This is a genomic window from Streptomyces sp. NPDC041124, assembly GCF_055592385.1.
Map to the genome: position 1 here is coordinate 209617 of NZ_JBVIYR010000001.1, position 26915 is coordinate 236531.

Annotated in this window: 18 protein-coding genes; 4 read left to right on the forward strand and 14 right to left on the reverse strand. The window is 73.4% G+C overall.

The genetic code is table 11. The features are described 5' to 3' along the window. Positions 1–42 precede the first annotated feature (42 nt). The 4 genes from ACZ6A9_RS01020 to ACZ6A9_RS01035 form a co-directional block, all read right to left on the reverse strand. Positions 43–366, reverse strand: a complete 324-nt coding sequence (locus ACZ6A9_RS01020; RefSeq protein WP_189559310.1) for a hypothetical protein — start codon at positions 364–366, stop codon at positions 43–45. Further along, positions 363–731 (reverse strand): WhiB family transcriptional regulator, encoded by a 369-nt coding sequence (locus ACZ6A9_RS01025; RefSeq protein ID WP_189559311.1) that lies wholly within the window; start codon positions 729–731, stop codon positions 363–365. Before ACZ6A9_RS01025 ends, ACZ6A9_RS01020 begins: the two co-directional genes overlap by 4 nt. A 170-nt stretch (positions 732–901) precedes the next feature. After that, the gene (locus ACZ6A9_RS01030) at positions 902–1216 is read right to left on the reverse strand and encodes a hypothetical protein (protein WP_468976062.1); all 315 of its coding nucleotides are present in this window, start codon (positions 1214–1216) and stop codon (positions 902–904) included. 162 nt (positions 1217–1378) lie between these two features. Further along, complete coding sequence (locus ACZ6A9_RS01035; RefSeq protein ID WP_468976065.1) at positions 1379–3586, reverse strand: ATP-dependent DNA helicase UvrD2; 2208 nt, start codon at positions 3584–3586, stop codon at positions 1379–1381. Positions 3587–3791: 205 nt separating this feature from the next. Between ACZ6A9_RS01035 and ACZ6A9_RS01040 the strand changes: the two genes are divergently transcribed. Then, positions 3792–4049, forward strand: coding sequence for a mycoredoxin (locus tag ACZ6A9_RS01040; RefSeq protein ID WP_468976067.1), 258 nt, complete (start codon positions 3792–3794; stop codon positions 4047–4049). A 175-nt stretch (positions 4050–4224) separates the two neighbouring features. Here ACZ6A9_RS01040 and nudC read toward each other — a convergent pair whose 3' ends face one another. The 5 genes from nudC to ACZ6A9_RS01065 form a co-directional block, all read right to left on the reverse strand. Beyond that, entirely contained in the window at positions 4225–5169 is a 945-nt protein-coding gene (gene nudC, locus ACZ6A9_RS01045; RefSeq protein ID WP_468976070.1) for an NAD(+) diphosphatase, read from the reverse strand. A gap of 133 nt (positions 5170–5302) precedes the next feature. Then, the gene (locus ACZ6A9_RS01050) at positions 5303–6715 is read right to left on the reverse strand and encodes a dipeptidase (RefSeq protein ID WP_468976073.1); all 1413 of its coding nucleotides are present in this window, start codon (positions 6713–6715) and stop codon (positions 5303–5305) included. Positions 6716–6725: 10 nt separating this feature from the next. Beyond that, entirely contained in the window at positions 6726–10226 is a 3501-nt protein-coding gene (locus ACZ6A9_RS01055) for a UvrD-helicase domain-containing protein (RefSeq protein WP_468976075.1), read from the reverse strand. Positions 10227–10374: 148 nt separating this feature from the next. Continuing rightward, positions 10375–13698, reverse strand: a complete 3324-nt coding sequence (locus ACZ6A9_RS01060; RefSeq protein ID WP_468976077.1) for an ATP-dependent helicase — start codon at positions 13696–13698, stop codon at positions 10375–10377. A gap of 257 nt (positions 13699–13955) precedes the next feature. Further along, positions 13956–14342, reverse strand: a complete 387-nt coding sequence (locus ACZ6A9_RS01065) for an MGMT family protein (RefSeq protein WP_468976079.1) — start codon at positions 14340–14342, stop codon at positions 13956–13958. Positions 14343–14528: 186 nt separating this feature from the next. Between ACZ6A9_RS01065 and ACZ6A9_RS01070 the strand changes: the two genes are divergently transcribed. The 3 genes from ACZ6A9_RS01070 to ACZ6A9_RS01080 all read left to right on the forward strand — a co-directional run bounded on the left by ACZ6A9_RS01070 (position 14529) and on the right by ACZ6A9_RS01080 (position 20699). Beyond that, on the forward strand, positions 14529–17243 hold the full coding sequence (locus tag ACZ6A9_RS01070) for a lysylphosphatidylglycerol synthase transmembrane domain-containing protein (RefSeq protein ID WP_468976081.1): 2715 nt from the start codon (positions 14529–14531) through the stop codon (positions 17241–17243). 244 nt (positions 17244–17487) lie between these two features. Then, positions 17488–19035: an alpha/beta hydrolase gene (locus ACZ6A9_RS01075; protein WP_468976084.1), complete on the forward strand. Its 1548-nt coding sequence runs from the start codon at positions 17488–17490 to the stop codon at positions 19033–19035. Between the two features lie 152 nt (positions 19036–19187). Then, positions 19188–20699 (forward strand): alpha/beta hydrolase, encoded by a 1512-nt coding sequence (locus tag ACZ6A9_RS01080; protein WP_468976087.1) that lies wholly within the window; start codon positions 19188–19190, stop codon positions 20697–20699. Between the two features lie 71 nt (positions 20700–20770). Here ACZ6A9_RS01080 and moeZ read toward each other — a convergent pair whose 3' ends face one another. The 5 genes from moeZ to ACZ6A9_RS01105 form a co-directional block, all read right to left on the reverse strand. Next, the gene (gene moeZ / locus ACZ6A9_RS01085; RefSeq protein WP_228969619.1) at positions 20771–21949 is read right to left on the reverse strand and encodes an adenylyltransferase/sulfurtransferase MoeZ; all 1179 of its coding nucleotides are present in this window, start codon (positions 21947–21949) and stop codon (positions 20771–20773) included. 63 nt (positions 21950–22012) lie between these two features. Then, a complete protein-coding gene (locus ACZ6A9_RS01090) occupies positions 22013–22759 on the reverse strand; it encodes a spherulation-specific family 4 protein (protein WP_468976090.1) in 747 nt (248 codons plus the stop codon). Further along, entirely contained in the window at positions 22747–23760 is a 1014-nt protein-coding gene (locus tag ACZ6A9_RS01095; RefSeq protein ID WP_468976093.1) for an NAD-dependent epimerase/dehydratase, read from the reverse strand. The genes ACZ6A9_RS01090 and ACZ6A9_RS01095 overlap by 13 nt, the downstream gene beginning before the upstream one ends. Positions 23761–23962: 202 nt before the next feature. Continuing rightward, entirely contained in the window at positions 23963–25078 is a 1116-nt protein-coding gene (locus tag ACZ6A9_RS01100; RefSeq protein ID WP_468976096.1) for a hypothetical protein, read from the reverse strand. Continuing rightward, positions 25075–26733, reverse strand: coding sequence for a DUF3492 domain-containing protein (locus tag ACZ6A9_RS01105; RefSeq protein WP_468976099.1), 1659 nt, complete (start codon positions 26731–26733; stop codon positions 25075–25077). Before ACZ6A9_RS01105 ends, ACZ6A9_RS01100 begins: the two co-directional genes overlap by 4 nt. Positions 26734–26915 lie beyond the last annotated feature (182 nt).

A 26915-nucleotide genomic window follows, 5' to 3' on the forward strand; every position in this document is an offset into this window, starting at 1 on the left:
AGCTGGGCCCCCGGCCGGGGGCCACCGCTTCGGGTGGATCGGTTACTGCATGACCGCCATCGCCAGCGCGCGGCGGGCGCGCCGGGAGGCGCGCTCCGCCCGGCGCTGCATCCGGCGCGCGGTCACCAGGCGCACGGCCTGGCGCTCCTGTTGCGCCTCGTGCAGTCGCTCGTGCATTCGCGCACGGGCCATGGCTTCTGGGATGAGTTGCATCTCTCGGGTCCTGTTCTGGCGCGAGTCGTTCGCACCGCTGGTGGTGAAGTCTTCGGTCGCGGAGCCTGCGGGCTCGTGGGCGGACGGCATCATCGGGGCCTGCTTCTGGGGGTCGTGCGTGAGGGGGCGGTCGATCGTTCCGGGGGTGTTCATGCCGTGACCGGGTTCTTGCGCGGGCGGCCACGCGGCCGCTTCCGGGCGACGACGACCCCCTGGACGAACAGCTCGCCACCCCAGACGCCCCAGGGCTCGCGCCGCTCCTTGGCGCCGGCGAGGCAGGCCTCGACCAGCGGGCAGGTGCGGCACAGGGACTTGGCGTACTCGACGTCCGCGGGCGACTCGGCGAAGAAGACCTCCGGGTCGTAGGAGCGGCACGGGACGGGCACGCCGAGGTTCTCGATGGCGTCGTCGAGCGCGGTGAGCGCGGTGAGCGGAGTCAAGGTCGGGTCCTCCGTGGAGCCGTACTTGGGGATCGTGTCGGAAGGCGGTACGGACGGGGCGTGCGCTTCGAGTTGCACGGTTCGTCTTCCTCGTCTGGTCGTTTCCGGCCGGTCGGCCGGGTGGCGGCCTGGTACTGGGTTCTTTTCTTGTCCCGAGGCGCTTCGCCCTGCTCCCCGTTCGGGGCAAACAGAAGGGCCGCGGATCCCGGATGGGGTTCCGCGGCCCTGAAGGCGCCGGCCTGATCGAATCAGGCTGGATCACTCCAGGGTTCTGGCCCACGGAAGGCCCACATCAGGTGGTGCTGCGTCGTCTGCTTCCGGAATCCGGCACCGGTCGCCGCAAAGGCATAGGCCTGCGCCTGTGCCACTACTGCTTCCGGTGCCCTGGTCGGTCGCTCATCGCGCTCACGGACGGCGGAGGCCGCAGGAGCGAGGGAGGACACCAGGCGTGCGGCAGGCATGCCGGACAGACCGGTGCCCTGGTTCGAGGCGCCGAGAATGCACAGGGAGACAGCCGAGCGATCGGTCAGTTTGACGACGGAGCTGGTGTTGATGCTGATCACTGGACTCGCCTCCTCTCGGCGTCTCAGGGACTGGGTGAACCAGTCCGCGGATGTGCAAGTAGAACACGGAATCAGGGCCTTGGAGAAGGCCGCTGTCCCCGTGCCTAAGAACCTATGGGGATCGTCGGGGCATGCGCAAACTATTTTTTCGACGAGTTCGCATCAGTCCGGATTGCGCTCCCCGGCCGCCTCACGGCCCGCGCAGATGGCCAGGACATCGGCTCCGTAGCGGCCCAGCTTGCGCATCCCCACCCCGGGGATGCGGGCCAGATCGTGCTCGTCGTCAGGAGCCGTCTCCGCGATGGCGATCAGCGTCTTGTCGGTGAAGACGCAGAAGGCCGGCTGTCCGCTGCGCCGCGCCTGGTCGGCACGCCACTCGCGCAGCCGCTCGTACAGGCCCTCGTCCATGTCGGAGGGGCAGTCCTCGCAGCGCATCAACTTCATCTCGCCGGCGTCGGTCAGCGTGCGGCCGCAGACCCGGCAGCGGGCGGGGCTGCGCTGTCCCCGTCGCGGGCGCGGCGCGGCCGGGACCGACGCCGCGCCGGAGCTGCCCCGTTCCACTCCCCCCGGACCGGCCGCGCCGCCGCGTCCGCCGGCCGCCTGCGATCCCGGGCGCAGTCCGTCGAGGAAGCGGCTGGGACGCCGGTTGGGCCGGCCGCCCGGCGTCCGGGAAAGCGCCCAGGAGAGGTGGAGACGCTCACGGGCTCGGGTCACACCGACATAGAGGAGGCGTCGCTCCTCCTCTATCTGTTCGTCCGTCTTTGCGTAGGTGATCGGCATCATGCCCTCGGCGACACCGACCAGGAAGACGACGTCCCACTCCAGCCCCTTGGCCGAGTGCAGCGAGGCGAGCGTGACGCCCTGCACGGTCGGCGCGTGCTGGGCCCCGGCCCGCTCGTCGAGTTCAGCGACGAGGTCGGCGAGGGTGACCCCGTGCCGGGCGGTGGCGAAGTCCTGGGCCAGGTGTACCAGTGCCGCCAGTGACTCCCAGCGCTCACGGACCGCGCCCGAACCGGCCGGCGGCTGCGTCGACCAGCCCTCGCCCGAGAGCACGGCCCGCACCTGGGACGGCAGGTCGGGGGCGTCGTCGAGGAGCGCGTCGTTCCGCCCGAACCGGGCCGCGGCTCGCAGCGAGTGGATCGCCCTGCGCACCTCGGGACGGTCGAAGAACCGCTCGGCCCCGCGCAGCTGGTAGGGCACCCCCGCGTCGGCGAGGGCCTGCTCGTACGACTCGGACTGGGAGTTCGTCCGGAACAGGACGGCGATCTCGCTCGCCGGGACGCCCCCGTCGATCAGCTCACGGATGCGGCCCGCGACGCCCTCGGCCTCCGCGGGTTCGTCGCCGTACTCGGTGAAGGCCGGCTCGGTCCCCGCGGCGCGCTGCGAGACCAGTTCCAGCCGGTGGTCGGCGGCACGGCCGCGGGCCTGGGCGAGCAGTCCGTTCGCCAGCCGGACGACCTGGGGGGTCGACCGGTAGTCGCGGACGAGCTTGACGACGGTGGCGCCGGGATGCCGCGTACGGAAGTCGAGCAGATGGTCGGGGGTTGCTCCCGTGAACGAGTAGATCGTCTGACTGGCGTCGCCGACCACGCACAGGGTGTCCCGGTCGCCGAGCCACAGTTCTAGCAGGCGCTGCTGGAGCGGGCTGACGTCCTGGTACTCGTCGACGACGAAGTGCTGGTACTGGGCGCGGACCTGGTCGGCGATGTCGTGCCGGTCCTGCAGGACGGCGACGGTCAGCAGCAGTACGTCCTCGAAGTCGATGACGGCACGCTCGCGCTTGAGCTCCTCGTAGGCGGAGTAGAGCTGGGCGATCTCGGCGGGGTCGCGGGGCGTCTCCCGGCCGGCTTTCGCCGAGGCGGCCGCGTAGTCCGCCGGGACGGTCTGGGTGACCTTGGACCACTCGATCTCCGCGGTGACGTCCCGCAGCTCGCCCCGGTCGAGCCGGATGCGGCAGACGGCGGCCGCGTCGGCGACGAGCTGGATCTTGCGGTCGACGAGCCGGGGCATGGAACCGCCGATCGCTTTCGGCCAGAAGTACTGGAGCTGGCGCAGCGCCGCGGAGTGGAAGGTGCGGGCCTGGACCCCGACGGCACCGAGCTGGCGCAGCCGTCCGCGCATCTCTCCGGCGGCCCGGTTGGTGAAGGTGACGGCGAGCACGCTGGAGGGCTGGAGGATCCCGGCACGCACCCCGTAGGCGATGCGGTGGGTGATCGCCCGGGTCTTGCCGGTGCCCGCGCCCGCCAGCACGCACACCGGACCGTGCAGGGCGGTGGCCACGGCCCGCTGCTCGGGGTCGAGCCCTTCGAGCACCGCGTCGGCCGAGTCCGGTGCCTGCGGGAAGAGGGTGGAGTGCGTTGCTGCTGTCACACAGCCATGCTGCCAGGTCGTGCGGGACAGGTGAGCCGGTTGTCCACAGGGAGGGCCTCGCGGTCGTACGAATGCGGCGGGCGTCACGCCGGCACCGTCCGCGGGCCGGCGGGCGGCGCACCGCGCGGTGGGAATGCCGGCGCTTGCACGTACGTTGCCTCCACGACGAGGACTTTCCCCGAGCCGCCGAAGGAGCGCGAAAGGCATGCAGGGCACTGTGACGATGTACAGCACCACGTGGTGCGGCTACTGCCGTCGGCTGAAGAGCCAGATGGACCGCGAGGGCATCGCGTACACCGAGATCAACATCGAGCAGGACCCCGCGTCGGCGGCGTTCGTGGAGAAGGCGAACGGCGGAAACCAGACAGTTCCGACCGTCCAGGTGGTTCCTTCCCGTGGAGGCGCCGAGGTCGTCATGACGAACCCGAGCCTCGCCCAGGTGAAGCAGGCGCTCGGCGCCTGAACTCTTCGGGCTGCGCGCCCCCTCCGGTCGACATGACCGGTGGGGGCGCACCTGTTTCCGTGCGGTGCTCCGAGCGTTCCGAGCGGTGATCCGAGCGGTGCGGGGGTCCTCGCGTCGCGGCGGGTCCTCGCGTCGCCGCGGGTGGGGTGGCCACCCCACCGCGTCGTGAGCCGGGTCAGAAGGCGCCGCGGGTCGGCAGGTCCTTGCCGTACCAGCGCTCGATGAGGCGGGCCGCGATCGAGATGCCGTAGGGCGGGAGCATCTCGCCGGACGCGAACGCGGCCCCGAGTTCGTCGCGGGAGAACCAGCGGGCCTCGTGGATCTCGTCGCCGTCGACGTCGATCTCGGTCGTGGTGGCGCGGGCGGTGAAGCCCAGCATGAGGCTGGAGGGGAAGGGCCAGGGCTGGCTGGCGACGTACTCGACCTCACCGACGGTGACGCCGACCTCCTCGTGGACCTCGCGGCGCACCGACTGCTCGATGGACTCGCCGGGCTCGACGAATCCGGCGAGCGTGGAGAAGCGGCCCTCGGGCCAGTGGACCTGCCGGCCGAGGAGGATGCGGTCGCGGTCGTCCACGACGGCCATGATCACCGCGGGGTCGGTGCGCGGGTAGTGCTCGGCGCCGCAGGCCGGGCAGCGGCGGATGTGGCCCGCGGCGGCGATGACGGTGCGCTCGCCGCAGCGGGAGCAGAAGCGGTGCAGCCGCTGCCAGTTCTCCAGGGCGACCGCGTGCACCATCAGGCCCGCCTCGCGCGGGGACAGGAGCAGGCCCGCCTCGCGCAGGCCGGCCGGGCGGGCGGAGTCGTCCATGCGGCCGGGCAGGGAGTCCTTCTGCAGGGCGAAGTAGCTGACGCCGTCCTGGTCGGTGCCCAGGAAGTAGCGGTGGGCCTCGGTGAGCGGGGCCTCGAAGGTCGGGGTCATGACGAGTTCGGTGCGGCCGTCCGCCGTCTCGTCGATGAGGACCTGGCCGCCGGAGACCACGAAGCAGCGGGTGGAGGGGTGGCTCCACGCCGCCGCGAGCCATGCCTCGTCGAGCCGGTGGTGGGCGGCGCGGTCGATGCCGCTCGGGGCGGTGAGCGAGATGGGGCGGTCGGCGGTGTGGTCGGTCCAGGTGGTCACGGGTTGTTTCCAACTCCCCCGGTGAAACGGATTGGGTCGGCGGGGCGTGCGGCGGGAGGGGCCGGTCGCGGCGTGGTGGCGGGCCGGTTCCGGGTGTCCCGCGCGTGCTTCGGGTGCGGACGGCGTGGGGCGGTCAGGGGGCGTGCCGCCAGTGCTCGGCGAGGTCGCCCCACAGGTGGGCGCTGGTCTCGACGCCCTTGAGGAGGAGGTCCAGTTCGACCTTCTCGTTGGGGGCGTGCCAGCCGTCGGACGGGACGGAGATGCCGAGGAAGAGCACCGGCGCGCCGAGGACGTCCTGGAGGTCCGCGGCGGGGCCGGAGCCTCCCTCACGGGTGAACAGGACGGGTTTGCCGAAGGCGCGGCCCATCGCGCGGACGACGGACTGGAGGGCGGGGTGGTCCAGCGGTGTCAGGCAGGGGCGGGTGGCGGGGCTGAAGGAGATCTCGTGGCGGATGCCGTCGGGGAGCTGTCCGGGCACCCAGGCGCGGACGGCGTTCGCCACGTGCTCCGGGTCCTGTCCGGCGACCAGCCGGAAGGAGAGCTTCACCGTGGCGGAGGACGGGACGATCGTCTTGCTGCCGGGGCCCTGGTAGCCGCCGCCGATGCCGTTGACCTCGGCGGTGGGGCGTGCCCAGACGCGTTCCAGGGTGCTGTACCCGGCTTCGCCGAGGGTGCCGTGGGACTTGGCGGTGCGCAGCCACCGCTCCTCGTCGAAGGGCAGGGCGGCGAGGAGTTCGCGCTCCCGGTCGGTCAGGTCGACGACGCCGTCGTAGAAGCCGGGGACCGCGACGCGCTCGCGTTCGTCGTGCAGGGCGGCCACCAGGCGGGCGGCGGCGGTGGCCGGGTTGGGGACGGCACCGCCGAAGGAGCCGGAGTGGATGTCCTGGTCGGGGCCCTCGAGCCGGATCTCGCACTCGGCGAGGCCACGCATGCCGGTGCACACGGTCGGGGTGTCCTCGGACCACATGCCGGTGTCGGAGACGATCACCGCGTCGGCGGTGAGCCGGTCGGTGTGCTGTTCGACGAGGGCCCGGAAGTGCGGGGATCCGGATTCCTCCTCGCCCTCGATCAGCAGTTTCAGGTGGACGGCGGGGGTGGTGCGGCCGGTGGCGGCGAGGTGGGCGCGGACGCCCAGGGTGTGGAAGAAGACCTGTCCCTTGTCGTCGGCCGCGCCGCGTGCGTGAAGGCGGTTGCCGCGGACGACGGGTTGGAAGGGGTCGGTGTCCCAGCCGTCCTCGCGGGCGGCGGGCTGCACGTCGTGGTGGCCGTAGACCAGCACGGTGGGCGCCCCGGGGTCGGCGGAGGGCCACTCGGCGTAGACGGCCGGGGCTCCGGGGGTGTGCCAGACCTCGGTGGTGGGGAAACCGGTCTCCTTGAGCTTGGCGGCGAGCCAGTCGGCGCTGCGGAGCACGTCGGGGGCGTGGTCGGGCTGGGCGGAGACGGACGGGATGCGCAGCCACTCGGCGAGGTCGTCGAGGAAGGCGGCTCGGTGCCGCTCGATGTACGTACGGACGGCGCTGACGGCACTGTCAACGGGCTGGCTCATAATCTCGAGCCTATCGGCCCGCGGGGGTGTCCTCGGAGTGCGGTATCTCACCGGGGGGCACTTCCAGGAGCAGCCTCTCCAGCCCGTCGCGGCCGGGCAGGGAGCCGGGGCGAACCACCTCGCCGGTGCGTACGTACAGGAAGGCGGCTGTGACGGATTCCACCTCGATTCCCTGCTGCTCGGCCCAGGCGAGCCGGTACACGGCGAGCTGGAGCGGGTCGGCGGTGCGGCCGCGGCCGGTCTTCCAGTCGACGATCTCGTACGTCGTGCCGTGCTCGCCGTCCTCCTTGTAGACGGCGTCGATGCGTCCGCGGACGACGCGGCCGGCGATCGACAGCTGGAAGGGTGCCTCCACGCGGTGGGGCGTCCGGTGGGCGTATTCGGTGCGCTCGAAGGCTTCCTTGAGTGCCTCCAGGTCGCGTTCGTCGTCGATCTCGGCGTCGCCGCCGGGCAGCTCGTCCGGGCCGAGCAGGGGGAGGGTGAGCGCCTCGAAGCGGGCCTCGACCCAGGCGTGGAAGCGGGTGCCGCGGCGGGCGGCGGGCTGCGGCGGGCGGGGCATGGGGCGGGCCAGCTCCCGGGCGAAGGCATCCGGGTCCTCGGCGAGGCGGAGCAGCTGGGAGGCGGTGAGGGAGGCGGGCAGCTCGACGTCGGTGACGCTCGCGCGGGTCCGCAGCAGTTCCCCGGTGAGGGCGTCGAGGTCACGGTCCCAGGAGGCGACGGTGCGGGCTTCCTCGGGGGTGAGCGGGGGGTCCGCCGGCGTTCGGGCGGGCCGGTGCTCCCGCACGCGGGGGCGTCCCGTGGTATCGGGGGCGGTCGCCTGGTGGGGGACGGTGGGACGGGCGGTGCTCCACGAGTCCCAGTCGTCCGGGCCGGCGTCGGAGAAGGGGTCCTCGTCGGGGAAGGCCTCCTCGTCGGGGAAGGCCTCCTCGTCGTCCGGTGGCGGGGGCCAGTCCGGGTCGTCGTGGGTGTCCGGGTCGTGTAGGGCGGTGACGGGGCCTTCGGGCGGCGCGTCGAGGCCGTCGAGGTGGGCGAGGACCGCCTCGGCGGCCGCGCGGCGGCGGGCGAGGGCGGCGTCGTCCAGCGGCAGCGGCCACGCCCGGTGGTCGCCGGCCCGGTGCAGCGCGGGGTTCTCCTCGTCCTCGGCGGGCTCGTCCGCCCATGCCTCGATCTCGCCGTACCCCGCGGCGCAGTGGTCGTGGAGGGCGTGGAGGAAGTCGGAGGGTCCGCGGGGCTTCTTCTGGCTGGGGCCCCACCAGTGTCCGGAGCCGAGCAGCAGGGAGCGGGGGCGGGTGAAGGTGACGTAGCCGAGGCGGAGTTCCTCGGTGTGCTGGTGGTCCTTCATGGCCTCGTGGAAGGACTTCAGTCCCCGGGAGTCCCAGGAGGGGACGTCGGGCAGGGTCTCGGCGTCGCCGCGCAGCGCGTGCGGCAGCACCTTGCCCTGCGCGGTCCACTTCTCGCGGCCCTGGCCGCTGGGGAAGGTGCCGGTGACCAGTCCGGGGACGGCGACGACGTCCCATTCGAGGCCCTTGGACTTGTGGGCGGTGAGCACCTTGACGGTGTTCTCACCGCCGGGCAGCGCGTTGTCGAGGCCCTTCTCGTACTGGGCGGCGGTGTGCAGGAAGCCGAGGAAGGCGAGCAGGGTGGCCTCGCCGTCGCCGGCGGCGAAGGAGGCGGCGATGTCGAGGAAGTGGGAGAGGGTCTCGCGGCGGCGGGCTGCCAGGGCGTGCGGGGAGGCGGAGAGCTCGACCTCGAGGCCGGTGACGGCGAGGACGCGGTGCAGGACGTCCATGAGGGGGTCGGCGAGGGAGCGGCGCAGGTCGCGCAGTTCGGCGGCGAGGCGGGCGAAGCGGACGCGCGCGTCGGGTGAGAAGGGCAGGCCGTCGTCGTCCCCGCGGCCGTCCAGCGGTGTCTCCAGGAACGTGTCGAGGGCGTCGGCGAGGGAGATCACCTCGGCCGGGTCGACGCCCTCGACGGCTTCGGCGAGCCGCCGGTCGGGGTCGTCGTCGCCGTCCACGTACGCGTGGGAGACCAGGCGCCGGGCGCGGCGCCCCAGCAGGGCGAGGTCGCGGGGGCCGATGCGCCAGCGCGGGCCGGTGAGCAGCCGTACGAGGGAGGCGTTGGCGCCGGGGTCCTGGAGGACCTCGCAGACGGCCACCAGGTCGGCGATCTCGGGCAGGTGGAGCAGCCCGGACAGGCCGACCACCTCGACGGGGACGTCCCGGGCGACGAGGGCGCCCTGGATCTCGGCGAAGTCCGTCGCCGTGCGGCACAGGACAGCGATCTCGCCGGGTGCCTTGCCGGTGTCGACGAGGTGGGCGATGGAGTCGGCGATCCAGTCGATCTCCTCCGCGTGGGTGGGCAGCAGGGCGCAGCGGACGGTGCCGTCGCGTTCGGCGCCGGGGGCCGGGCGGAGGGCTTCGACGCCCTCGTGCAGGGCGCGCAGCGGTTCGGCGAGGCCGTTGGCGAGGTCCAGCAGGCGGCCTCCGCTGCGGCGGTTCTCGCTGAGCGACTGGCGGGTGGCGGGGCGGCCGTCGGAGTGGGCGAAGTGGTCGGGGAAGTCGTCGAGGTTGGCGACGGAGGCGCCGCGCCAGCCGTAGATGGCCTGGCAGGGGTCGCCGACGGCGGTCACCGGGTGGCCGGTGCCGTCGCCGAACAGTCCGGCCAGCAGGACGCGCTGGGCGACCGAGGTGTCCTGGTACTCGTCGAGGAGGACCACGCGGAACTCGTCGCGCAGGATCCGCCCCACCTCGGGGATGGCGGCGAGGCGGGCGGACAGGGCGATCTGGTCGCCGAAGTCGAGCAGGTCGCGTTCGCGTTTGGCGGCCCGGTAGCGCGAGACCAGCCCGGCGAGTTCGCGCCGCGCGGCGGCCGCCTCGGGAACCTTGCGCAGGTCGGCGTTCGTGAGCTTGACGTCGTCCAGGGTGCGCAGCAGGTCGGCGTCGTGGGCGCGCAGGTCCTCGGGCCGTACGAGGTGTTCGGAGAGCTCGCCGTCGAGGGTGAGGAGGTCGCCGACCAGGTCGGGGAAGGAGCGGGTGAGGGCCGGGTAGGGTCCGGGGGCTTCGCGCAGGACGCGCGCGGCGAGCTGGTAGCGGGTGGCGTCGGCGAGCAGCCGGGAGGTCGGCTCCAGGCCGATGCGCAGTCCGTGGTCGGTCAGCAGGCGGCCCGCGAAGGCGTGGTACGTGGAGATCAGCGGTTCGCCCGGGGGGTTGTCCGGGTCGATGGCGTCGGGATCGGTGACGCCTGCCTTGATCAGTGCCTTGCGGACGCGTTCGGCGAGTTCGGCGGCGGCCTTGTTGGTGAAGGTGAGGCCCAGTACCTGTTCGGGGGCGACCTGGCCGGTACCGACCAGCCACACCACGCGGGCCGCCATGACCGTGGTCTTGCCCGATCCGGCTCCGGCCACGATCACCTGCGGGGCGGGCGGCGCGGTGATGCAGGCCGTCTGCTCCGGGGTGAACGGGATCCCGAGGAGCTCCTTGAGCTGATCGGGATCGGTGATACGAGCGGGCACACGGAGAATCTAGCGGCGGGTACTGACAGCGGGGGCCCACGGAGCGGTCCGGTTCTGAGGAACCGCAGGTCGGGGCGGGTGGTGCGATGCGTCACGCCGGTCACTCGACGATGCGCCACGCCCATCGCTCGACGATGTGCGACGTCCGTCACTCGACGATGTGCCGGCCCTCGGGGCGGGCGCTGCACGAGGCGCGGAAGGCGCAGTGGGCGCAGTGCTGGCCGGCGGTCGGGGTGAACCGTTCGTCGAGGACCTTGCCGGCGGCGGTGGCCAGCAGGTCGCCGATCCACTCCCCCTCCGGCGGCTCCTGGGCCTGCACCTTGGGCAGGGCGTCGCCGCCGTCCCGTTGGGCGGCGCCCTGGCGCAGCTGCACGAGTTCGGCGCCGCCCGGTTCGGGGCGCGCTCCGTCGAAGACCTCGTCGACGGCGCCCTCGCCGACGGCTAGCTGGTAGACGGCGAGCTGGGGGTGGCGCTCCACCTCCTTGGAGCTGGGCGCATGCTTGCCGGTCTTGAAGTCGACGACGTAGGCGCGTCCCTCGGCGTCGGTTTCGACGCGGTCCATCTGGCCGCGGACGCGCACCTCGTAGTCGCCCGCTTCGAGGGTGACGTCGAAGTCGTGTTCGCTGGCCACCGGGGTGCGTCCGGTGCGGTCCATGACGTGCCACCGCAGGAAGCGTTCGAGTGCCACGCGCGCGTTCTCCTTCTCCTGTGCCGATTTCCACGGCGCGTCGAAGGCGAGCGCGTTCCACACGGAGTCGAGGCGTTCCATGAGGACGGCGAGGTCGGCCGGGGTGCGGCCGGAGGCCACCTCGTCGGCGAGGACGTGCACCACGTTGCCGAAGCCCTGGGCGGCGGTGGCGGGCGCGTCGGCCTTCACCTCCCGGCCCAGGAACCACTGGAGGGCGCAGGTGTTGGCGAGCTGGTCGAGGGCGCTGCCCGAGAGGACGACGGGCTGGTCGCGGTCGCGCAGCGGCACCTTGCTCTCGGTCGGGTCGAACATGCCCCACCAGCGGTAGGGGTGCGCGGAGGGGACGAGCGGGCGGCCGTCCTCGTCGGCGAGCGCGGCGAGCCGGGCCAGCCGCCGGGCGGCGGCCCGGCGGAGGGTGTCGGAGACCCGGGGGTCGACCGTCGTGGCGCGCAGTTCCGCGACCAGCGCGGCGACCGCCAGGGGCCGGCGGGGGCGGCCGGTGACGTCCTTGGGTTCGACGCCGAGCTCGGTCAGGAAGCGGGAGGGCTGGTCGCCGTCGTCGGCGGGGGCCTGCACGGCCGTCACGACGAGACGCTCGCGGGCGCGGGTGGCCGCGACGTAGAACAGGCGGCGTTCCTCGGCGAGCAGCGCGCCGGGGGTGAGCGGCTCGGCGAGTCCGTCGCGGCCGATGCGGTCGGCCTCCAGCAGGGAGCCGCGGCGGCGCAGGTCGGGCCAGAGGCCCTCCTGCACGCCGGCCACGACGACCAGGCGCCACTCCAGGCCTTTGGAGCGGTGCGCGGTCATCAGGCGCACGGCGTCGGGGCGGGCGGCGCGGCGGGTGAGGGTGTCGGCGGCGATGTCCTCGGCCTCGATCTCCTCGAGGAAGTTCAGGGCGCCGCGTCCACCGGTGCGTTCCTCGGCGCGGGCGGCGGTCGCGAACAGGGCGCACACCGCGTCGAGGTCACGGTCGGCGTTGCGGCCGGCCGCACCCCCTCGGCGCGCGGAGCGTTCCAGGCGCTGGGGCCACGGTGTGCCGTCCCACAGGTCCCACAGGGCCTCCTCCGCCGTGCCGCCGCCCGCCAGACGCTCGCGGGCCCGGCGCAGCAGGGAGCCGAGCCGCTGGGCACCGCGCGCGTACACGGGGTCGTGCACGGCGAGCCGTTCCGGTTCGGCCAGCGCGCGGGCGAGCAGGTCGTCCGAGGGCGGTGGCAGCGGGTTGCCCCCGGCCCGCTCCTCCTCGCGCAGGGCCCGCCCGAGGCGGCGCAGGTCGGCGGTGTCCATGCCGGCGAGGGGGGACGTGAGCAGGGTGAGGGCGGTCTCGGTGCTGAGCCAGCACGCCTCCGTGCCGGTGTCGGCGGCGGGGCCCGAGGTCGGGGCGTCGTCCCGCGCGCCCGCCTCCGCGGTCGCCACCGCGCGCAGGGCCGTCAGCAGCGGGGCGACCGCCGGTTCGTGGCGCAGGGGCAGGTCGTCGCCGTCGACGTCCACGGGGACGCCCGCCGAGGTGAGGGCGCGGCGGACCACGGGCAGGGTGCGGGAGCCCGCCCGTACCAGGACGGCCATGTCGTTCCAGGGCACCCCGTCCTCCAGGTGGGCCCGGCGCAGGATGTCGGCGATGTTGTCCAGCTCGGTGCCGGACGTCGGATACGTGTGGACCTCGACGCGGCCGCCGTCCCGCACCGGGGTGAGTTCCCGGTGGGCGCGGACCTTCTCGGCGGGGAGCCGGGGCAGCGGCATGCGCCGGGTGATCCGCCGGGTGGCCTCCAGGAGGACGGCGGCGGAGCGGCGGGAGGTGCGCAGCACCTCGACCGGTGCGGGGCGGCCGTCCGGGCGGGGGAAGGCGTGCGGGAACTCCAGGATGCCGCCCACGTCCGCGCCCCGGAAGGCGTAGATCGACTGGTCGGGGTCGCCGAAGGCGACGAGGGTGCGGCCGCCGGCCAGCGCGTGCAGCAGCCGCACCTGGGCGGGGTCGGTGTCCTGGTACTCGTCGACGTAGACGGCGTCGTACCGCGCGGCGAGCTGCCCGGCGATCTCCTGACGGCCGGCGAGGAGCACCGCGCGGTGGACGAGTTCGGCGTAGTCGAGGACGCCCTGGAGGTCGAGGACGTCGAGGTACTCGGCGAGGAAGGCGGAGGCGGCCCGCCAGTCGGGGCGTCCGATGCGGCGGGCGAAGGCGTCCAGGGCGTCGGGACCGAGCCCCAGTTCACGACTGCGGGCGAGCACGGCGCGGACCTCGTCGGCGAAGCCGCGGGTGGTCAGGCAGGCACGCAGTTCGTCCGGCCAGCGCACGTGGGCGAGCCCGAGCCGCTCCAGGTCGACCTGGCCGGCGAGCAGCTCGCGGACGGTGACGTCCTGCTCGGGGCCCGACAGCAGCCGCAGCGGCTCGACGAAGAGGTCGCTGTCCTGGTGGGCGCGGATGAGGGCGTAGCAGAACGAGTGGAAGGTGGTGGCCTGCGGGGCGTGCGCGGCCCCGATGCGCAGGGCCATGCGGTCGCGCAGTTCGACGGCCGCCTTGCGGCTGAACGTCAGCACCAGGATGCGCTCCGGGTCCCCGCCTCGGGCGATCCTCGCGGCCACGGACTCGACCAGCGTGGTGGTCTTCCCGGTGCCCGGACCTGCGAGGACGAGCAGCGGACCGGTCGTGTGCTCAACCACGGAGCGCTGCGCGGCGTCCAGTTCAGGGGGGTGCACGTGAGCCGGGGGGGTACGCACCAGCCGGTAAGCGCCACGGTTCCCCCGTCGCACCGGGGGGTGCGACAGGCCGCTGGTGGAAGAAGAGGAGCTCACGTGGTTCGCCGGTCCTGGTGGGTGTGCTGTGGGGCGGTTCGCCGCGCGTGCGGGGCGGTGGGCGGGTGGTGAACGGGATACGCGCTGCCGACGCTACGCCGGGGAAAACAGTGGATGCAGACCTTCCGCTTCTTCTCTCCGGCCACTCACGGCGCACATGTCCCTCATCTCACGAACGTACGTCATGCCACGGATGTGACCCCTCTCACCGGGACGGATCACCGGTCACACGGCGATGCGCCCGATGGCGGAAGCTGTCAGGTGTGACCCCCGGTGTCCCCGCCGCCGTCCCAGCGCGCGTGTCTCATGTCGACCCGCGGCACATGGCCCTGCGCGGCCCGGCTCGCCTCCTTCAGCGGCGTGCCCTCCTCGCGGTAGTGGCCGAGGGCCCTCGGTTCGTGGCCCGGCAGCAGCACGCCGTCCGCGCGGACCACGCGCCACCACGGCACGGCTCCCCCGTAGAGGGCCATCACGCGCCCCACCTGCCGGGGGCCGCCCTCGCCCAGCCACTCGGCCACGTCCCCGTAGGTCATGACGCGTCCCGGCGGGATCAGCTCGGCCACTTCGAGGACCCGCTCGGCGTACTCGGGCAGGGCGTCCGGACCCTGCGGGTGGCCGTCCGGCGCGAGGCTTTCCTGGCTCATCCGTCCCATCCTGCCCCACGCCACCGACAACGCGGCGCGCTCACGCGTGTGCGTACGACTCGCCCCGCGGCAGCGCTTCGGGCAGACTGTGCCGCCCCGCTTTTCGACCCTGATGCCCCCTTGTGCCGATACGGCATGCCACCATCGTGCGGGCGGTGACCGGTGATACGAGATCGAGAAGAGACGATGAAGCAGCAGGGCGCGCACCCCGAGGACACGGAGGGCAACCCTGACGCCTCGTCGCGCCCGGACACCGCGGACCCCGGCCGCACGGACCCCGACACGGCGCACATCGACGAGCTGGAGGGCGACGAGCCGCTGCTCCCCGCGCGGGTGCACCGCCCGTCCGACCTCATGCGGCTCCTCGGCGGGGTACTCGCCGTCGTGGTGCTCCTGGCGATCGCCGCGTTCGCCCACGGCACGACCTCGGGGCTGGAGCAGGACATCACCAAGGGCACCGGACAGGCGCCCGACCTGCTCATCAAGATCGCGGGCCTGGCCTCCAGCATCGCGATCCTCCTGGTACCGGTCGCCTTCGCCATCGAGCGGCTGATCAAACGGGACGGGCTGCGGATCGCCGACGGTGTGCTCGCCGCCGTCCTCGCGCACGGTGTGACGCTCGCCACCGACCTGTGGGTGGCGCGCGCCGCCCCCGACTCGATCCAGGACGCGCTCACCCAGCCCTCCCCCGGTGACATCCACGCCCTCACCGACCCGGTGCACGGCTACCTGGCCCCCGTCATCGCGTACATGACGGCCGTCGGAATGTCCCGCAGACCCCGCTGGCGCGCGGTGCTGTGGGTGGTGCTGCTGCTCGACGCCTTCTCGATGCTCGTCACCGGGTACACGACCCCGTTCTCGATCATCCTCACGGTGCTGATCGGGTGGACCGTCGCCTACGGGACCCTCTACGCGGTGGGCTCCCCCAATGTGCGCCCCACCGGCCGCACGCTGATGGCGGGCCTGCGCACCGTCGGTTTCCACCCCGTGACCGCCTCGCGCGAGGAGGCGTCGGACGCGTCCGAGACCGGTGACCGCGGGCGCCGGTACTTCGTCACCCTGGAGGACGGTCCGCCGCTGGACGTCACGGTGGTCGACCGGGAACAGCAGGCGCAGGGATTCTTTTACCGTGCCTGGCGCAATCTCGCCCTGCGCGGCTTCGCCACCCGCAGCAGTCTGCAGTCGCTGCGCCAGGCCCTGGAACAGGAGGCGCTGCTCGCGTACGCCGCCATCGCGGCCGGCGCCAACGCGCCCAAGCTGATCGCGACCTCCGAACTCGGGCCGGACGCGGTGATGCTCGTCTACGAGCACAGCGGCGGGCGCACACTCGACTCGCTCCCGGACGAGGAGATCACCGACGAACTGCTGCGCGACACCTGGCACCAGGTGCGGGCCCTGCAGTCCCGGCGCATCGCGCACCGCAGGCTGGTGGGCGACGCCATCCTGGTGGATCCGTCCGGCACGGTGATCCTCACCGATCTGCGCGGAGGCGAGATCGCGGCCGGCGAACTGCTGCTGCGCATGGACGTCTCCCAGCTGCTGGTGACGCTGGGCCTCAGGGTGGGCGCGGAACGCGCGGTCGCCTCCGCACTGAGCGTCCTCGGCCCCGATGCCGTGGCGGACTGCCTGCCGATGCTCCAGCCCATCGCGCTGAGCCGCTCCACGCGCGGGACGCTGCGCAAGCTCGCCCGGGAGCGCGCCGAACGCGAACGCGAGGCGGTCCTCGAGGCCTCCCGGCAGTCCAGGACGGCCCGCGCGGAGCCCAGCGGTGCCCACGACGCCGAACGGCCCCCGCCCGACAAGGCCGCCGACCGGTCCGGCAAGAAGGCCGTACGCGCGGAGCAGCGGGCCGAGAAGCGGGCCATCGACGAGGCGCTGGAGGAAGCGCGCGAGGAGGACCTGCTCACCCAGATCCGGCACGAGGTGCTGCGGATCCGGCCGCAGGCCCCGGTCGAGCCGGCCCGTCTGGAGCGGGTGCGCCCGCGGACGCTGATCAGTGTCATCGCCGGCGCGATCGGCGCGTACTTCCTGCTCACGCAGCTCACCCACATCGAGTTCGGTCCGCTGATCGCGAACGCGGAATGGGGCTGGGTGGCCGCGGCGGTGCTGTTCTCGGCGGCCAGCTACGTCGCGGCGGCGATGGCCCTGCTCGGGTTCGTGCCGGAGCGGGTGCCCTTCGTGCGGACCGTGGCGGCGCAGGTCGCCGGGTCGTTCGTGAAGATCGTCGCCCCCGCGGCGGTGGGCGGCGTCGCCCTGAACACGCGCTTCCTCCAGCGCGCCGGGGTGCGGCCGGGTCTCGCGGTGGCGAGCGTCGGTGCCTCGCAGCTGTTCGGGCTCGGCTGCCACATCCTGATGCTGCTGGCCTTCGGCTACCTGACCGGGACCGAGAAGACGCCCTCCCTCTCACCGTCCCGCACGGTGATCGGCGGCCTGCTCACGGTGGCGGTGCTGGTCCTGGTCGTGACGTCGGTGCCGTTCCTGCGGAAGTTCGTCGTCACCCGCGTGCGCTCGCTGTTCGCCGGAGTCGTGCCCCGCATGCTCGACGTGCTCCAGCGGCCGCAGAAGCTGGTCACCGGCATCGGCGGCATGCTGCTGCTGACGGGGTGCTTCGTGATGTGTCTGGACGCCTCGATCCGGGCGTTCGGCGACGAGACGACCTCGGTCAGCATCGCCGGCGTCGCGGTCGTCTTCCTCGCCGGCAACGCGCTGGGGTCGGCGGCGCCGACGCCCGGCGGTGTGGGCGCGGTCGAGGCGACCCTGACGGTCGGCCTGATCGCCGTCGGCCTCCCCAAGGAGGTCGCCGCACCGGCCGTGCTGCTGTTCCGGCTGCTGACGCTGTGGCTTCCGGTGCTGCCGGGGTGGATCGCGTTCAACCACCTCACGCGCAAGGCCGCCTTGTAGGGGCGGGGGGCGGCCCGGTGCGGCGGGGTCCCCGCGGCGCACGGCCAGTGAGGCGCGGGTCCCGTACCGCGTACGGCCCGGTGCTGTGCGGGCCCCGCCGCGTACGGCCCGGTGAGGCGTGGGCCCCCACCCCGTAGAGGCGTGGGCCCCCACCCCGTACGGGCCGGGCGCCGCGGTGGAGCGCCCCTACCTCGTACGGACCGTGCCCCGCGCGTCCCGACCCGGGCGACCGCAGGATGGGAGCATGCCCCGCCCCTCCCGCCTGCGTGCCGCCGCCCTGACCGCCTGCGCCGTCCTGCTCCCCGCGCTGCCGGCGGGCTGCGGCGAGGACGACAGGGGCGTGGACGTGACCCGGCAGGGGCTCGACTGGAAGGACTGCCCGGCCCCCTCCCAGGCACAGGGCGGGGGGCCTCCCCCGTCCCCTCTGCCGGGCCACCGCGGCGAGTGGGCCTGCGCCACCATGAAGGCGCCGCTCGACTGGGACGACCCCGGGGGCGCCACCATCGACCTCGCCCTGATCCGGGCCCGGTCGAGCGGCCCGGCGGGCGACCGCCTCGGGTCCCTGATCTTCAACTTCGGCGGCCCGGGCGTCTCCGGCGTCACCGCGCTGCCCGCCTTCGGCGACAAGTACGCGACCCTGCGCACCCGCTACGACCTGGTCGGCTTCGATCCCCGCGGGGTCGGCCGCAGCGCACCGGTGACCTGTGAGGACGACCAGCGGCTGGACGCCCTCCTCCAGCAGGACGCCACTCCCGACGACGCGGCGGAGCAGAACGAGCTCCTCGATGGCACCGAAGAGTTCAACGCGGCCTGCGAGGCGAACTCCGGACGGGTCCTGCCCCATGTGCGCACCACCGACGCCGCCCGTGACCTGGACCTGATGCGTGAGGTCCTCGGCGACGAGCGGCTGCACTACTTCGGCTTCTCCTACGGCACCGAACTCGGCGGCGTCTACGCCCACCTGTTCCCCCGGAAGGTGGGGCGGGCGGTGTTCGACGCGGTCGTCGACCCCACCCTGACCGCCGGACAGGGCGCGCTCGGACAGGCCCGCGGCTTCCAGCTCGCCCTCGACAACTACGCCGAGGACTGTGTCTCCCAGGCCGAGGAGTGCCCCGTCGGGGACAGCGCGCAGGACGTGAAGGACCGTATCGCCCGGCTGCTGAAGGACCTGGACAGCACGCCCGTACCGGGGGTCTTCCCGCGCCGGCTGACGCAGACCGCGGCGACCGGCGGGATCCTTCAGGCCCTCTACTCACGGGACTTCTGGGCGTTCCTCACCGATGGCCTGGAACAGGCGTACGACGGTGACGGCACGATCCTGATGCTGCTGTCCGACTCGATGAACGGACGCGGGGAGAACGGCGAGTACAGCAATCTCCTCGCGGCCAACACCTCCATCAACTGCGCCGACGCCAAGCCCCGCTACAGTCCCGAGGACGTGCGCCGGAGCCTGCCCGCATTCCGTTCCGCTTCCCCTCTGTTCGGCGACTTCCTGGCCTGGGGCATGATCGGCTGCACCGACTGGGCGGTGCCGGGTGCCGCCGACCGTCCCGACGTGAGCGCCCCGGGCGCCGCCCCGATCCTGGTGATCGGCACCACCGGCGACCCGGCCACGCCGTACGAGGGGACACGCAGGATGGCGCGGGCCCTCGGTGAGGGGGTCGGTGTGGAACTGACCTACGAGGGGGAGGGACACGGCGCCTACAACAGCGGGGACGCGTGCGTGCAGCGGGCGGTGCACGGCTATCTGCTGGACGGGAAGGTACCGGCGGCCGGAACCGTCTGTTCCTGAGCGGGCACGTCGGCCCTCCCGCGTCACTTATTGAAACCCCGCAGGTCAGAGCGTTTTCCACAGGCTGTGACGGTGGGCGGCGAATCTGCCTACCATGGCACGACCGCCATCCGTGGCACGGTGCGGACGGCAAGCGAGGGGGGAATCGGCGCATGACCCGTTTCACACGGTGGGCGGCCCTGACGGCCGCCGCCGCGCTGCTGACGGCCGGCTGCACCGGCGGCGGCTCGTCGGAGGGCGGCACGAAGGGCGACGACGGCAAGAAGGGGGACGACGGCGCGTCGGCGCTCGACTGGGGGCGCTGCAAGGCATCGGGTGACGAGCCCGCGCCGGGCGGCGACTGGCAGTGCGCCACCCTCCAGGTGCCGCTGGACTGGTCGAAGCCGGACGGCTCGACGATCGGGCTCGCCCTGATCCGGGCCAGGGCGACGGGAGACGACCGGCTCGGCTCGCTGCTGTTCAACTTCGGTGGCCCCGGCGGCTCGGGCGTCTCCATGATGCCGTCCTACGCCCCCGCCGTCTCCGCACTGCACGAGCGGTACGACCTGGTCAGCTGGGATCCGCGGGGAGTGGCCGCCAGCGAGGGCGTCCGCTGCCGCGACGACGAGGACATCCAGGCGGCCGAGTCGACGGTGGACGGCACCCCGGACACCCCGGCCGAGGAGCGGACGTACCTCCGGGACGCGGCCGACTTCGGCAAGGGGTGCAAGGAGTCCGCGGGCGAGCTGCTGGCCCACGTCTCGACCACCGACACCGCTCGTGACATGGACCGCATCCGGCAGGTCCTCGGCGACGACAAGCTGAACTACTTCGGCATCTCCTACGGGACCGAACTCGGCGGCGTCTACGCCCACCTGTTCCCCGGCAAGGTCGGCCGGCTGACGCTCGACGCGGTGGTCGACCCGACCGCGGACACCGTGGGGCACGCCAAGAACCAGACGCGCGGCTTCCAGACGGCCCTCGGCAACTACCTGAAGTCCACCGGACGGGACCCCGAGCGGGGCTCCCGGGAGATCGCGGAGCTGCTGGACCGGATCGACGCCGAGCCGCTTCCGACGTCCTCCTCCGGACGGGAGCTGACCCAGTCGCTGGCACTGACCGGCATCGTCCTGCCGCTGTACAGCAAGGACGGCTGGCCCGCGCTGACCAGCGCGCTGGACGCGGCGGAGGACGGCGACGGCTCGGAACTGCTGGCCCTGGCCGACGGTTACAACGAACGCGACGCCTCGGGGCGCTACGGCACCACGACCCACTCGCAGCGGGTCATATCGTGCCTCGACGACAAGCAGCGGCCGACCGTCGAGGAGACGAGGAAGCTGCTGCCCGAATTCGAGGAGATCTCGCCCGTGTTCGGCGCCTTCCTCGGCTGGGACACGGCCGGCTGGTGCCACGGCTGGCCGGTTCCGGGCCAGTTCGACACCCCGGAGGTGAGCGCGCCGGGCGCCGCGCCGATCCTGGTCGTGGGCAACACCGGCGACCCGGCCACGCCCTACGAGGGCGCCCGGAAGATGGCGGACGAGCTGGGCGAGGGCGTCGGCGTGGTCCTCACCTGGAGGGGCGAGGGCCACGGCGCGTACGGCAGCGGCAGCGACTGCGTCGACTCCACGGTGAACGCGTACCTGCTGGACGGCACGGTGCCGGAGGACGGCAAGGTCTGCTCATGACGACGGCGGGGGCCCCGCGCACCCGTGGTGCCCGGAGCCCCCGCCTCGGTCTTCCTGCCGGCCGGCGTCGCTCAGTAGACCGGCTTCGCCGGTTCGATCTGGTTGACCCAGCCGATCACGCCACCGCCGACGTGGACGGCGTCGGCGAAGCCCGCGGCCTTCAGGACCGCGAGGACTTCCGCACTGCGGACACCGGTCTTGCAGTTCAAGACGATCTTCTTGTCCTGCGGCAGGCTCTCCAGGGCGTTGCCCATGAGGAACTCGTTCTTCGGGATCAGGCGGGCGCCCGGGATGGACACGATCTCGAACTCGTTCGGCTCGCGGACGTCGATGAGCTCGATGCTCTCGCCGTCGTCGATCCACTCCTTGAGCTGCTTGGGAGTGATCGTCGAGTCGGCGGCCGCCGCCTGGGCCTCCTCGGACACGACACCGCAGAAGGCCTCGTAGTCGATGAGTTCGGTGACGGTCGGGTTCTCGCCGCAGATCGCGCAGTCGGGGTCCTTGCGAACCTTGACCTGGCGGTACTGCATCTCCAGGGCATCGTAGATCATCAGGCGGCCGACGAGGGGCTCACCGATGCCGGCGAGCAGCTTGATGGCCTCGTTGGCCTGGATGGAGCCGATGGACGCGCACAGCACGCCGAGGACGCCGCCCTCGGCGCAGGAGGGAACCATGCCGGGGGGCGGGGGCTCCGGGTAGAGGCAGCGGTAGCAGGGGCCGTGCTCGGACCAGAACACGGACGCCTGGCCGTCGAAGCGGTAGATCGAGCCCCAGACGTACGGCTTGTTCAGCAGCACACAGGCGTCGTTGACCAGGTAGCGGGTCGCGAAGTTGTCCGTGCCGTCGACGATCAGGTCGTACTGGCTGAAGATGCCCTTCACGTTGTCGGCCTCGAGCCGTTCCTCGTGCAGCACCACGTTCACGTACGGGTTGATGCCCTTGATCGTGTCCCGGGCGGACTCGGCCTTGGGGCGGCCGATGTCGGCCTGGCTGTGGATGACCTGGCGCTGCAGGTTGGACTCGTCGACCTCGTCGAACTCCACGATGCCGAGCGTGCCCACGCCCGCCGCGGCCATGTACATCAGCCCCGGGGAACCCAGGCCGCCGGCGCCCACAAAGAGCACCTTGGCGTTCTTCAGCCGCTTCTGCCCGTCCATCCCCACATCGGGAATGATCAGGTGGCGGGAGTACCTGCGGACCTCGTCTACGGTGAGCTCGGGGGCCGGCTCGACCAGGGGTGGCAGCGACACGGGGACTCCGTTGGTCGGTCAATCACTACGGTTGTTCTCGGCTCAACACTGCCATGCGCTTTTTCATTCCGAGACACCCGTCCCGACTCGCGAGACGATGTCGTCCCAGTAGCCGGGCATCGGCTCCCACGGGTCGACGTGGTGCCCCGGGGCGTGGTCGGTGAAGTAGATCGTCGCCGCACCCTGCCAGCGGGCGATGCGCAGGGCCTCGTCCAGGTGCGGCCCCGGCACCCCGTGCACGAAGTGGCAGAAGCGTTCGGGCGGGTGCTCGGCGGTCCACTCCGCCACCTGCGACCACCGGTAGTCGCTCCACCCGCCGGAGAAGGTGACCAGCTGGTCGGCGTGCTCGGCATACCCGGGGCTGGGGTGGGTGCCGTGGCCGAGGACGACGTGGGCGTCCTCGCGGATCGCCCGGAGCGTGCGGACGGTGCGCCGCACCTCGGGGAGCGCGGCGGGGTCGGCCGGGCAGCGGTGCAGCAGGAAGCCGTCGACCTGGTACCAGTCGAGGAAGCGGTGGGCGTCCGCGATCACCTCCCCGAAGGAGCGCAGACCGTAGGCGGTGTCGAGGTGGCCGAGGACGCGGACACCGGCGTTCCGCAGCCGGCCGGCCGCTTCCAGGCAATGCGGGTCGGGCTGGACGCCGGGGCCGCCGGCCACGTTGAGCACCACCCAGTGCAGGGGGGTGCCGGGGCGGGTGAGCCTGTTCCACTCGGTGGCGGCGAGGAGGGGGTGTGCCCAACCGGGGACACCGAAGCCGGCGCGGACGTCCGTGCCCGCGGTGCCGGGTCTGGTGCTGGTCAGATACGGCACGCCGCCTCCATCCAGATGTCGGCCAGGGACTCCTCGAGGTTGATGCGGGGACGCCAGCCGAGGCGGTCGCGGGCGGTGCGGACGTCCGCCTGCTGCCAGGTGCCGCAGCCGTCGGGGTACGGGAAGGCGGCGGGCGAGCCGGCGGCGTGGGGGTGGTCGGGGTCGGGGCGGGGGTGGCCGATGGCGGGCCTGAGGTGAGGGGTGCCGGTCGCGTGGGTCATGTGGGCGGCGTGGTGCGCCCCGGGTGCGTGGTCGAGTTCGTTGAGGGAGCCGCCGTAGCCGGCCACGCGGGCGAGGATCCCGGCGGCGTCACGAAGGCGGACCGCTCGGCCGGAGCCGATGTTGATGACGCCCTGCGCGGCGGAGAGGGAGGCGGCGTGGACGGCGCGGGCCACGTCCCGGACGTCGACGAAGTCCCGTTGTGCGCCCAGGCCGCCGAGCTTCAGTTCTGCGTCACCGGACTGCATGGCCCGGCGCATGGCCTCGGCGAGGCGGCCGAGGGGCGAGCCGGCGGGGGTGCCGGGGCCCACGGGTGAGAAGACCCGCAGGACCACGGCGTCCAGGCCGGAGCCGAGGACCAGTTCGGTTGCGGCGAGCTTGCTGACCCCGTAGGGGCCGCCGGGTCGGGGCACGGCGTCCTCCGCGGTGGAGGAGCCGGGCTGGCTGGGGCCGTACTCCGAGCCGCAGCCGATCTGCACCAGCCGGGCACCGCAGCCGCTGCGGCGGAGGGCCTCGCACACGGTGGCGACGGCGACGGTGTTGTGGCGGGCCAGTTCGCGGGCGCCGCCCCGGGTGGCGCCCGCGCAGTTGACGACGACGCCGGGGTGGACGGCGTCGAGGAAGCGGGTGAGGGCGCCGGGGCTGCCGGTGGCGAGGTCGAAGCGCACGTCGGCGTCGTCGCCCCGGCCGAGGACGGTCAGCTGGACGGCGGGGTCGGCGAGGAGGCGGTCGGCGACGAAGCGGCCGATGTAGCCGTTGGCTCCGATCAGCAGGACTCTCATCGGGGGGCTCCTTCGGAGTGGCGCGGAGCGGCTGAACGGGAGGTCATGTGGGTTCTCCTTCGGGTGGGGTCGTACTGCACGCCGCGCGGCGTCCGGCGCCGCTGTCCCGGGGGGTGGGGGCCGGCGCGGGCCGGTGCCGTCGCGCCGGGTCGCGACGCCGCGCGGACAACCGCCCTGCGGCCGGCTCCCACGCGTCGGCCGGTCACCGGGCCCGCCCCGGCGGAAGGTGCGCCGAGGCCCGGGGGAGCCTCCGGCAGGCGTGGACCAGGAGGGTCAGGGCGGCGACGCCGCAGGTGAGAGACGGGACGGCCGCCGGGTGCCAGGCGGTCAGGGCCTCCACCGGTGCGGACAGGGCGCCACAGCCGGGCAGGCGGCCGGCGAAGACGGTGGCCAGGGCCGTCGCCTGGGCGCCGGCCGTGAGGGTGAGGATCACCTTCGGGGCGTGGGCGAAGCCGTGGACGAGGAGGAGGCGGGCCAGGAAGAGCAGTGCGCCGAGCGTGAGCGTCCCGGGGAGGGCGGAGCGCTCGTCGAGGAGCGCGGACGCCGCGGTGGTCAGGGCGGTCAGCGCGAGCAGGAACAGGGCGAACGTGCCCAGCAGCACGGGGCGCACGGAGGCGGTGAAGTCCTCCAGGCCGCGGCTGGAGGAGAGCCTGCGGCAGGCGCTGGCGGTGAAGAGGTGGGTGGTCCAGGCGGCGGGCGCGCAGGCGAGGGCGAGTGCCAGGACCGGGGCGGTGGTGAGCGGCCAGTGGCCGCCGCTGGTGCCGTCGGGCGGGCCGTCGGGACCGCCGGTGATCGCCAGGTGCAGCAGGCCGTCACCGAGGAGGGCGTAGCCGATGAGCCAGCAGGTCCAGGACGCGGTGGCCGGGCGTGGTGCGTGGGCGGGGGTGCTCAGCGGGCCCCGGCGCAGTACCGCGCGGACGGCGAGGGTGAGGGCGAGGACGCAGGCCCCCGCGGCGTACAGGCGCGTCCCGCCGCCGGTGTGCCGCAGGGCGACCACCGATGTGGCGCACACGGCACCGGGCAGGAGGGGGAGGAGGAGGGTCGCCCTGTCGAGGGGGACCACCCGGGGCGGGACGGGGTGGGAGGGGTCGCCGTCGCGGGCGACCCTGGCGTAGAGCTCCTCCGCCAGGGAGAAGACGTCGCGGTGGCGGAAGCGGGCGGCGGTGCGGTCGGTGATGCCGTGGGCCTCCAGGCCCGCCGCGATCTCCAGGGGGTCCACGGCCCGCAGGCACAGGTCGCGGTGGCGGTGCAGGAGGGCCTTGACCGGGTCGGCCGCCCCGTGGGACGTCCTGCGGTTCAGTTCGCCGAGGTCGCTCATCGTGCTGTCTCCGTCGCGGGTACCGGCGCGTCCATGGCCCACCGGGGGACGGCGCGGGGGCCGGGGTCGGTCGTCCAGTGGCCGGGGACGTGGGCCTCGGCGGGCGCCGCGAAGGGCAGCGGGTCGCCGGTGTCGTCGAGGACGAGGTGGCGGACCGGGGTGCGGGCGACGGTCTCCAGATAGAGACCGTCGAAGGCCGCGACGTTCTGGTCGACGGTGAACAGTTCGAGTGCGCGGGCGCGGGCGGCGGCGCCCAGGCGCGTGCGGCGTTCGGGATCGCGCAGCAGGCAGACGCATGCCTCGGCGAGCGCCCGCGGGTTGCGCGGTGGTACGACGAGTCCGGTGCCGCCGATGGCCTCCACGACGGCGCCGACGTCGGTGGAGACGGTCGCGCGCCCGCAGAGCATCGCCTCGACCAGGCCCAGGGGGAATCCCTCGACCACGCTGGACAGGACGGTCACGGCCCCGGCGGCGTGGGCGTCGGCGGACGTGGACAGGCCGGGGCCGCCGAGTTCCTCGAAGGACACCGGGTTGTCGCCCACCGCGTGCGGGCCGTCGGCCTCGTCGGGGAAGAGCTGCGCGGCCAGGGCCCTGCAGTGGCCGAGGTAGGCGGCGCCCTCGTCGCCGTGCGGGCCGCCGATGATCCGCAGGCGGGACTTCGGTTCCGCCGCGCGGACCTGCGCGAAGGCGTGCAGCAGGGAGACCAGGTCCTTGGCGGGCTCCACCCGGCCGACCCAGACGAGGGTGTGCGGGTCCGCGTCCTGCGGGGACTCCCCCACGTCGGCGAAGGGCCCGGGGTCCATGCCCGGGTACACCGTGCGCAGCTTGGCCCGGTCGGCGCCGCAGCGCTCCTGCCAGCGGCGGGCGTGGGTGTTGCCCGGTGTGATGAACGCGGCCCGGCGGTAGGTCTCGGCGGCGAGCCCCCGGTGGAAGGCGGCGAGCAGGGAGCGGACCGCGGGTGGGGCGTCGGGGCGGGTGAGGTAGTGCGTGCGCAGGCGTACGCCGTACTCGGTGACCAGGAGCGGGATGCCGAAGAAGTGGTGCGCGAGCAGGCCCGGCAGGGCCGCCGCTCCTCCGGCGGCGGCGTGGCACAGGTCCACCGCGCCGAGCCCGTCCGTCTCGTACCAGTCGAGCGAGAGGGGGCGCAGGGCGCACTCCAGGTGTGCGGCGACGGCGAGCAGGTCGGGGACGCGAGCCTCCCGCGCGGCGCGACGGGCGCGGGGCGCACGACAGGCGCGCTCCAGGGCGCGTACGGCCGTCTCGGAGCGGAGCGCGGACACCAGGCCGCCTTCGTCACGGGCGAGTTCGGCCAGGCCGTGGAGCGCGGTGGTGAAACGGTCCGCCTCCGGGGCGGCCGGGTCGCCGGCGGCGCAGAGGGCGGCGGCCAGTTCGCCGTAGTGCTCCCGGAAGCGCCGGCGTGCGCGGCGGCCGTACACCACCCCGTCGCCCTCCGCCGTCCACAGCGGCGCGGTGCGCACCCTGTGGACCTGGGGAGGCAGCGGAACCCAGCCGGCGTCCTCCTGGGCTTCGCCGCTGCTGAACGCGTAGACGTCGAACTCGTGTCGGTCGAGTCCGCGCACCAGGCGGTCGCACCAGAGCCCTCCCTCACCGCCCACATACGGGTAGCCACCCTCCGTAAGCAGTCCGATGCGCACGTGTGCACCCCCGATCTCCCGTGTGGGGAGCCGCCGTTGACCCGGCGGCTCGCAGCGGGACGAACGTACGCGGAAGAGGTGGTGGCGCGACGGACGGTTGTCCATCACGCCACCAAAAGGGGTGAACGGGCGTAACCTTCCCGCGCGGGGCGCGTTCGGGGCGCCGGGCGTCAGGGTGCGAT

Coding starts and splice junctions, on each gene's coding strand:
- ACZ6A9_RS01040 (WP_468976067.1), top strand. CDS start 3,792: ATGCAGGGCACTGTGACGATGTACAGCACCACGTGGTGCGGCTACTGC.
- ACZ6A9_RS01065 (WP_468976079.1), bottom strand. CDS start 14,342: ATGAGCCAGGAAAGCCTCGCGCCGGACGGCCACCCGCAGGGTCCGGAC.
- ACZ6A9_RS01100 (WP_468976096.1), bottom strand. CDS start 25,078: ATGAGCGACCTCGGCGAACTGAACCGCAGGACGTCCCACGGGGCGGCC.
- ACZ6A9_RS01080 (WP_468976087.1), top strand. CDS start 19,188: ATGACCCGTTTCACACGGTGGGCGGCCCTGACGGCCGCCGCCGCGCTG.
- ACZ6A9_RS01095 (WP_468976093.1), bottom strand. CDS start 23,760: ATGAGAGTCCTGCTGATCGGAGCCAACGGCTACATCGGCCGCTTCGTC.
- ACZ6A9_RS01075 (WP_468976084.1), top strand. CDS start 17,488: ATGCCCCGCCCCTCCCGCCTGCGTGCCGCCGCCCTGACCGCCTGCGCC.
- ACZ6A9_RS01050 (WP_468976073.1), bottom strand. CDS start 6,715: ATGAGCCAGCCCGTTGACAGTGCCGTCAGCGCCGTCCGTACGTACATC.
- ACZ6A9_RS01020 (WP_189559310.1), bottom strand. CDS start 366: ATGAACACCCCCGGAACGATCGACCGCCCCCTCACGCACGACCCCCAG.
- ACZ6A9_RS01070 (WP_468976081.1), top strand. CDS start 14,529: ATGAAGCAGCAGGGCGCGCACCCCGAGGACACGGAGGGCAACCCTGAC.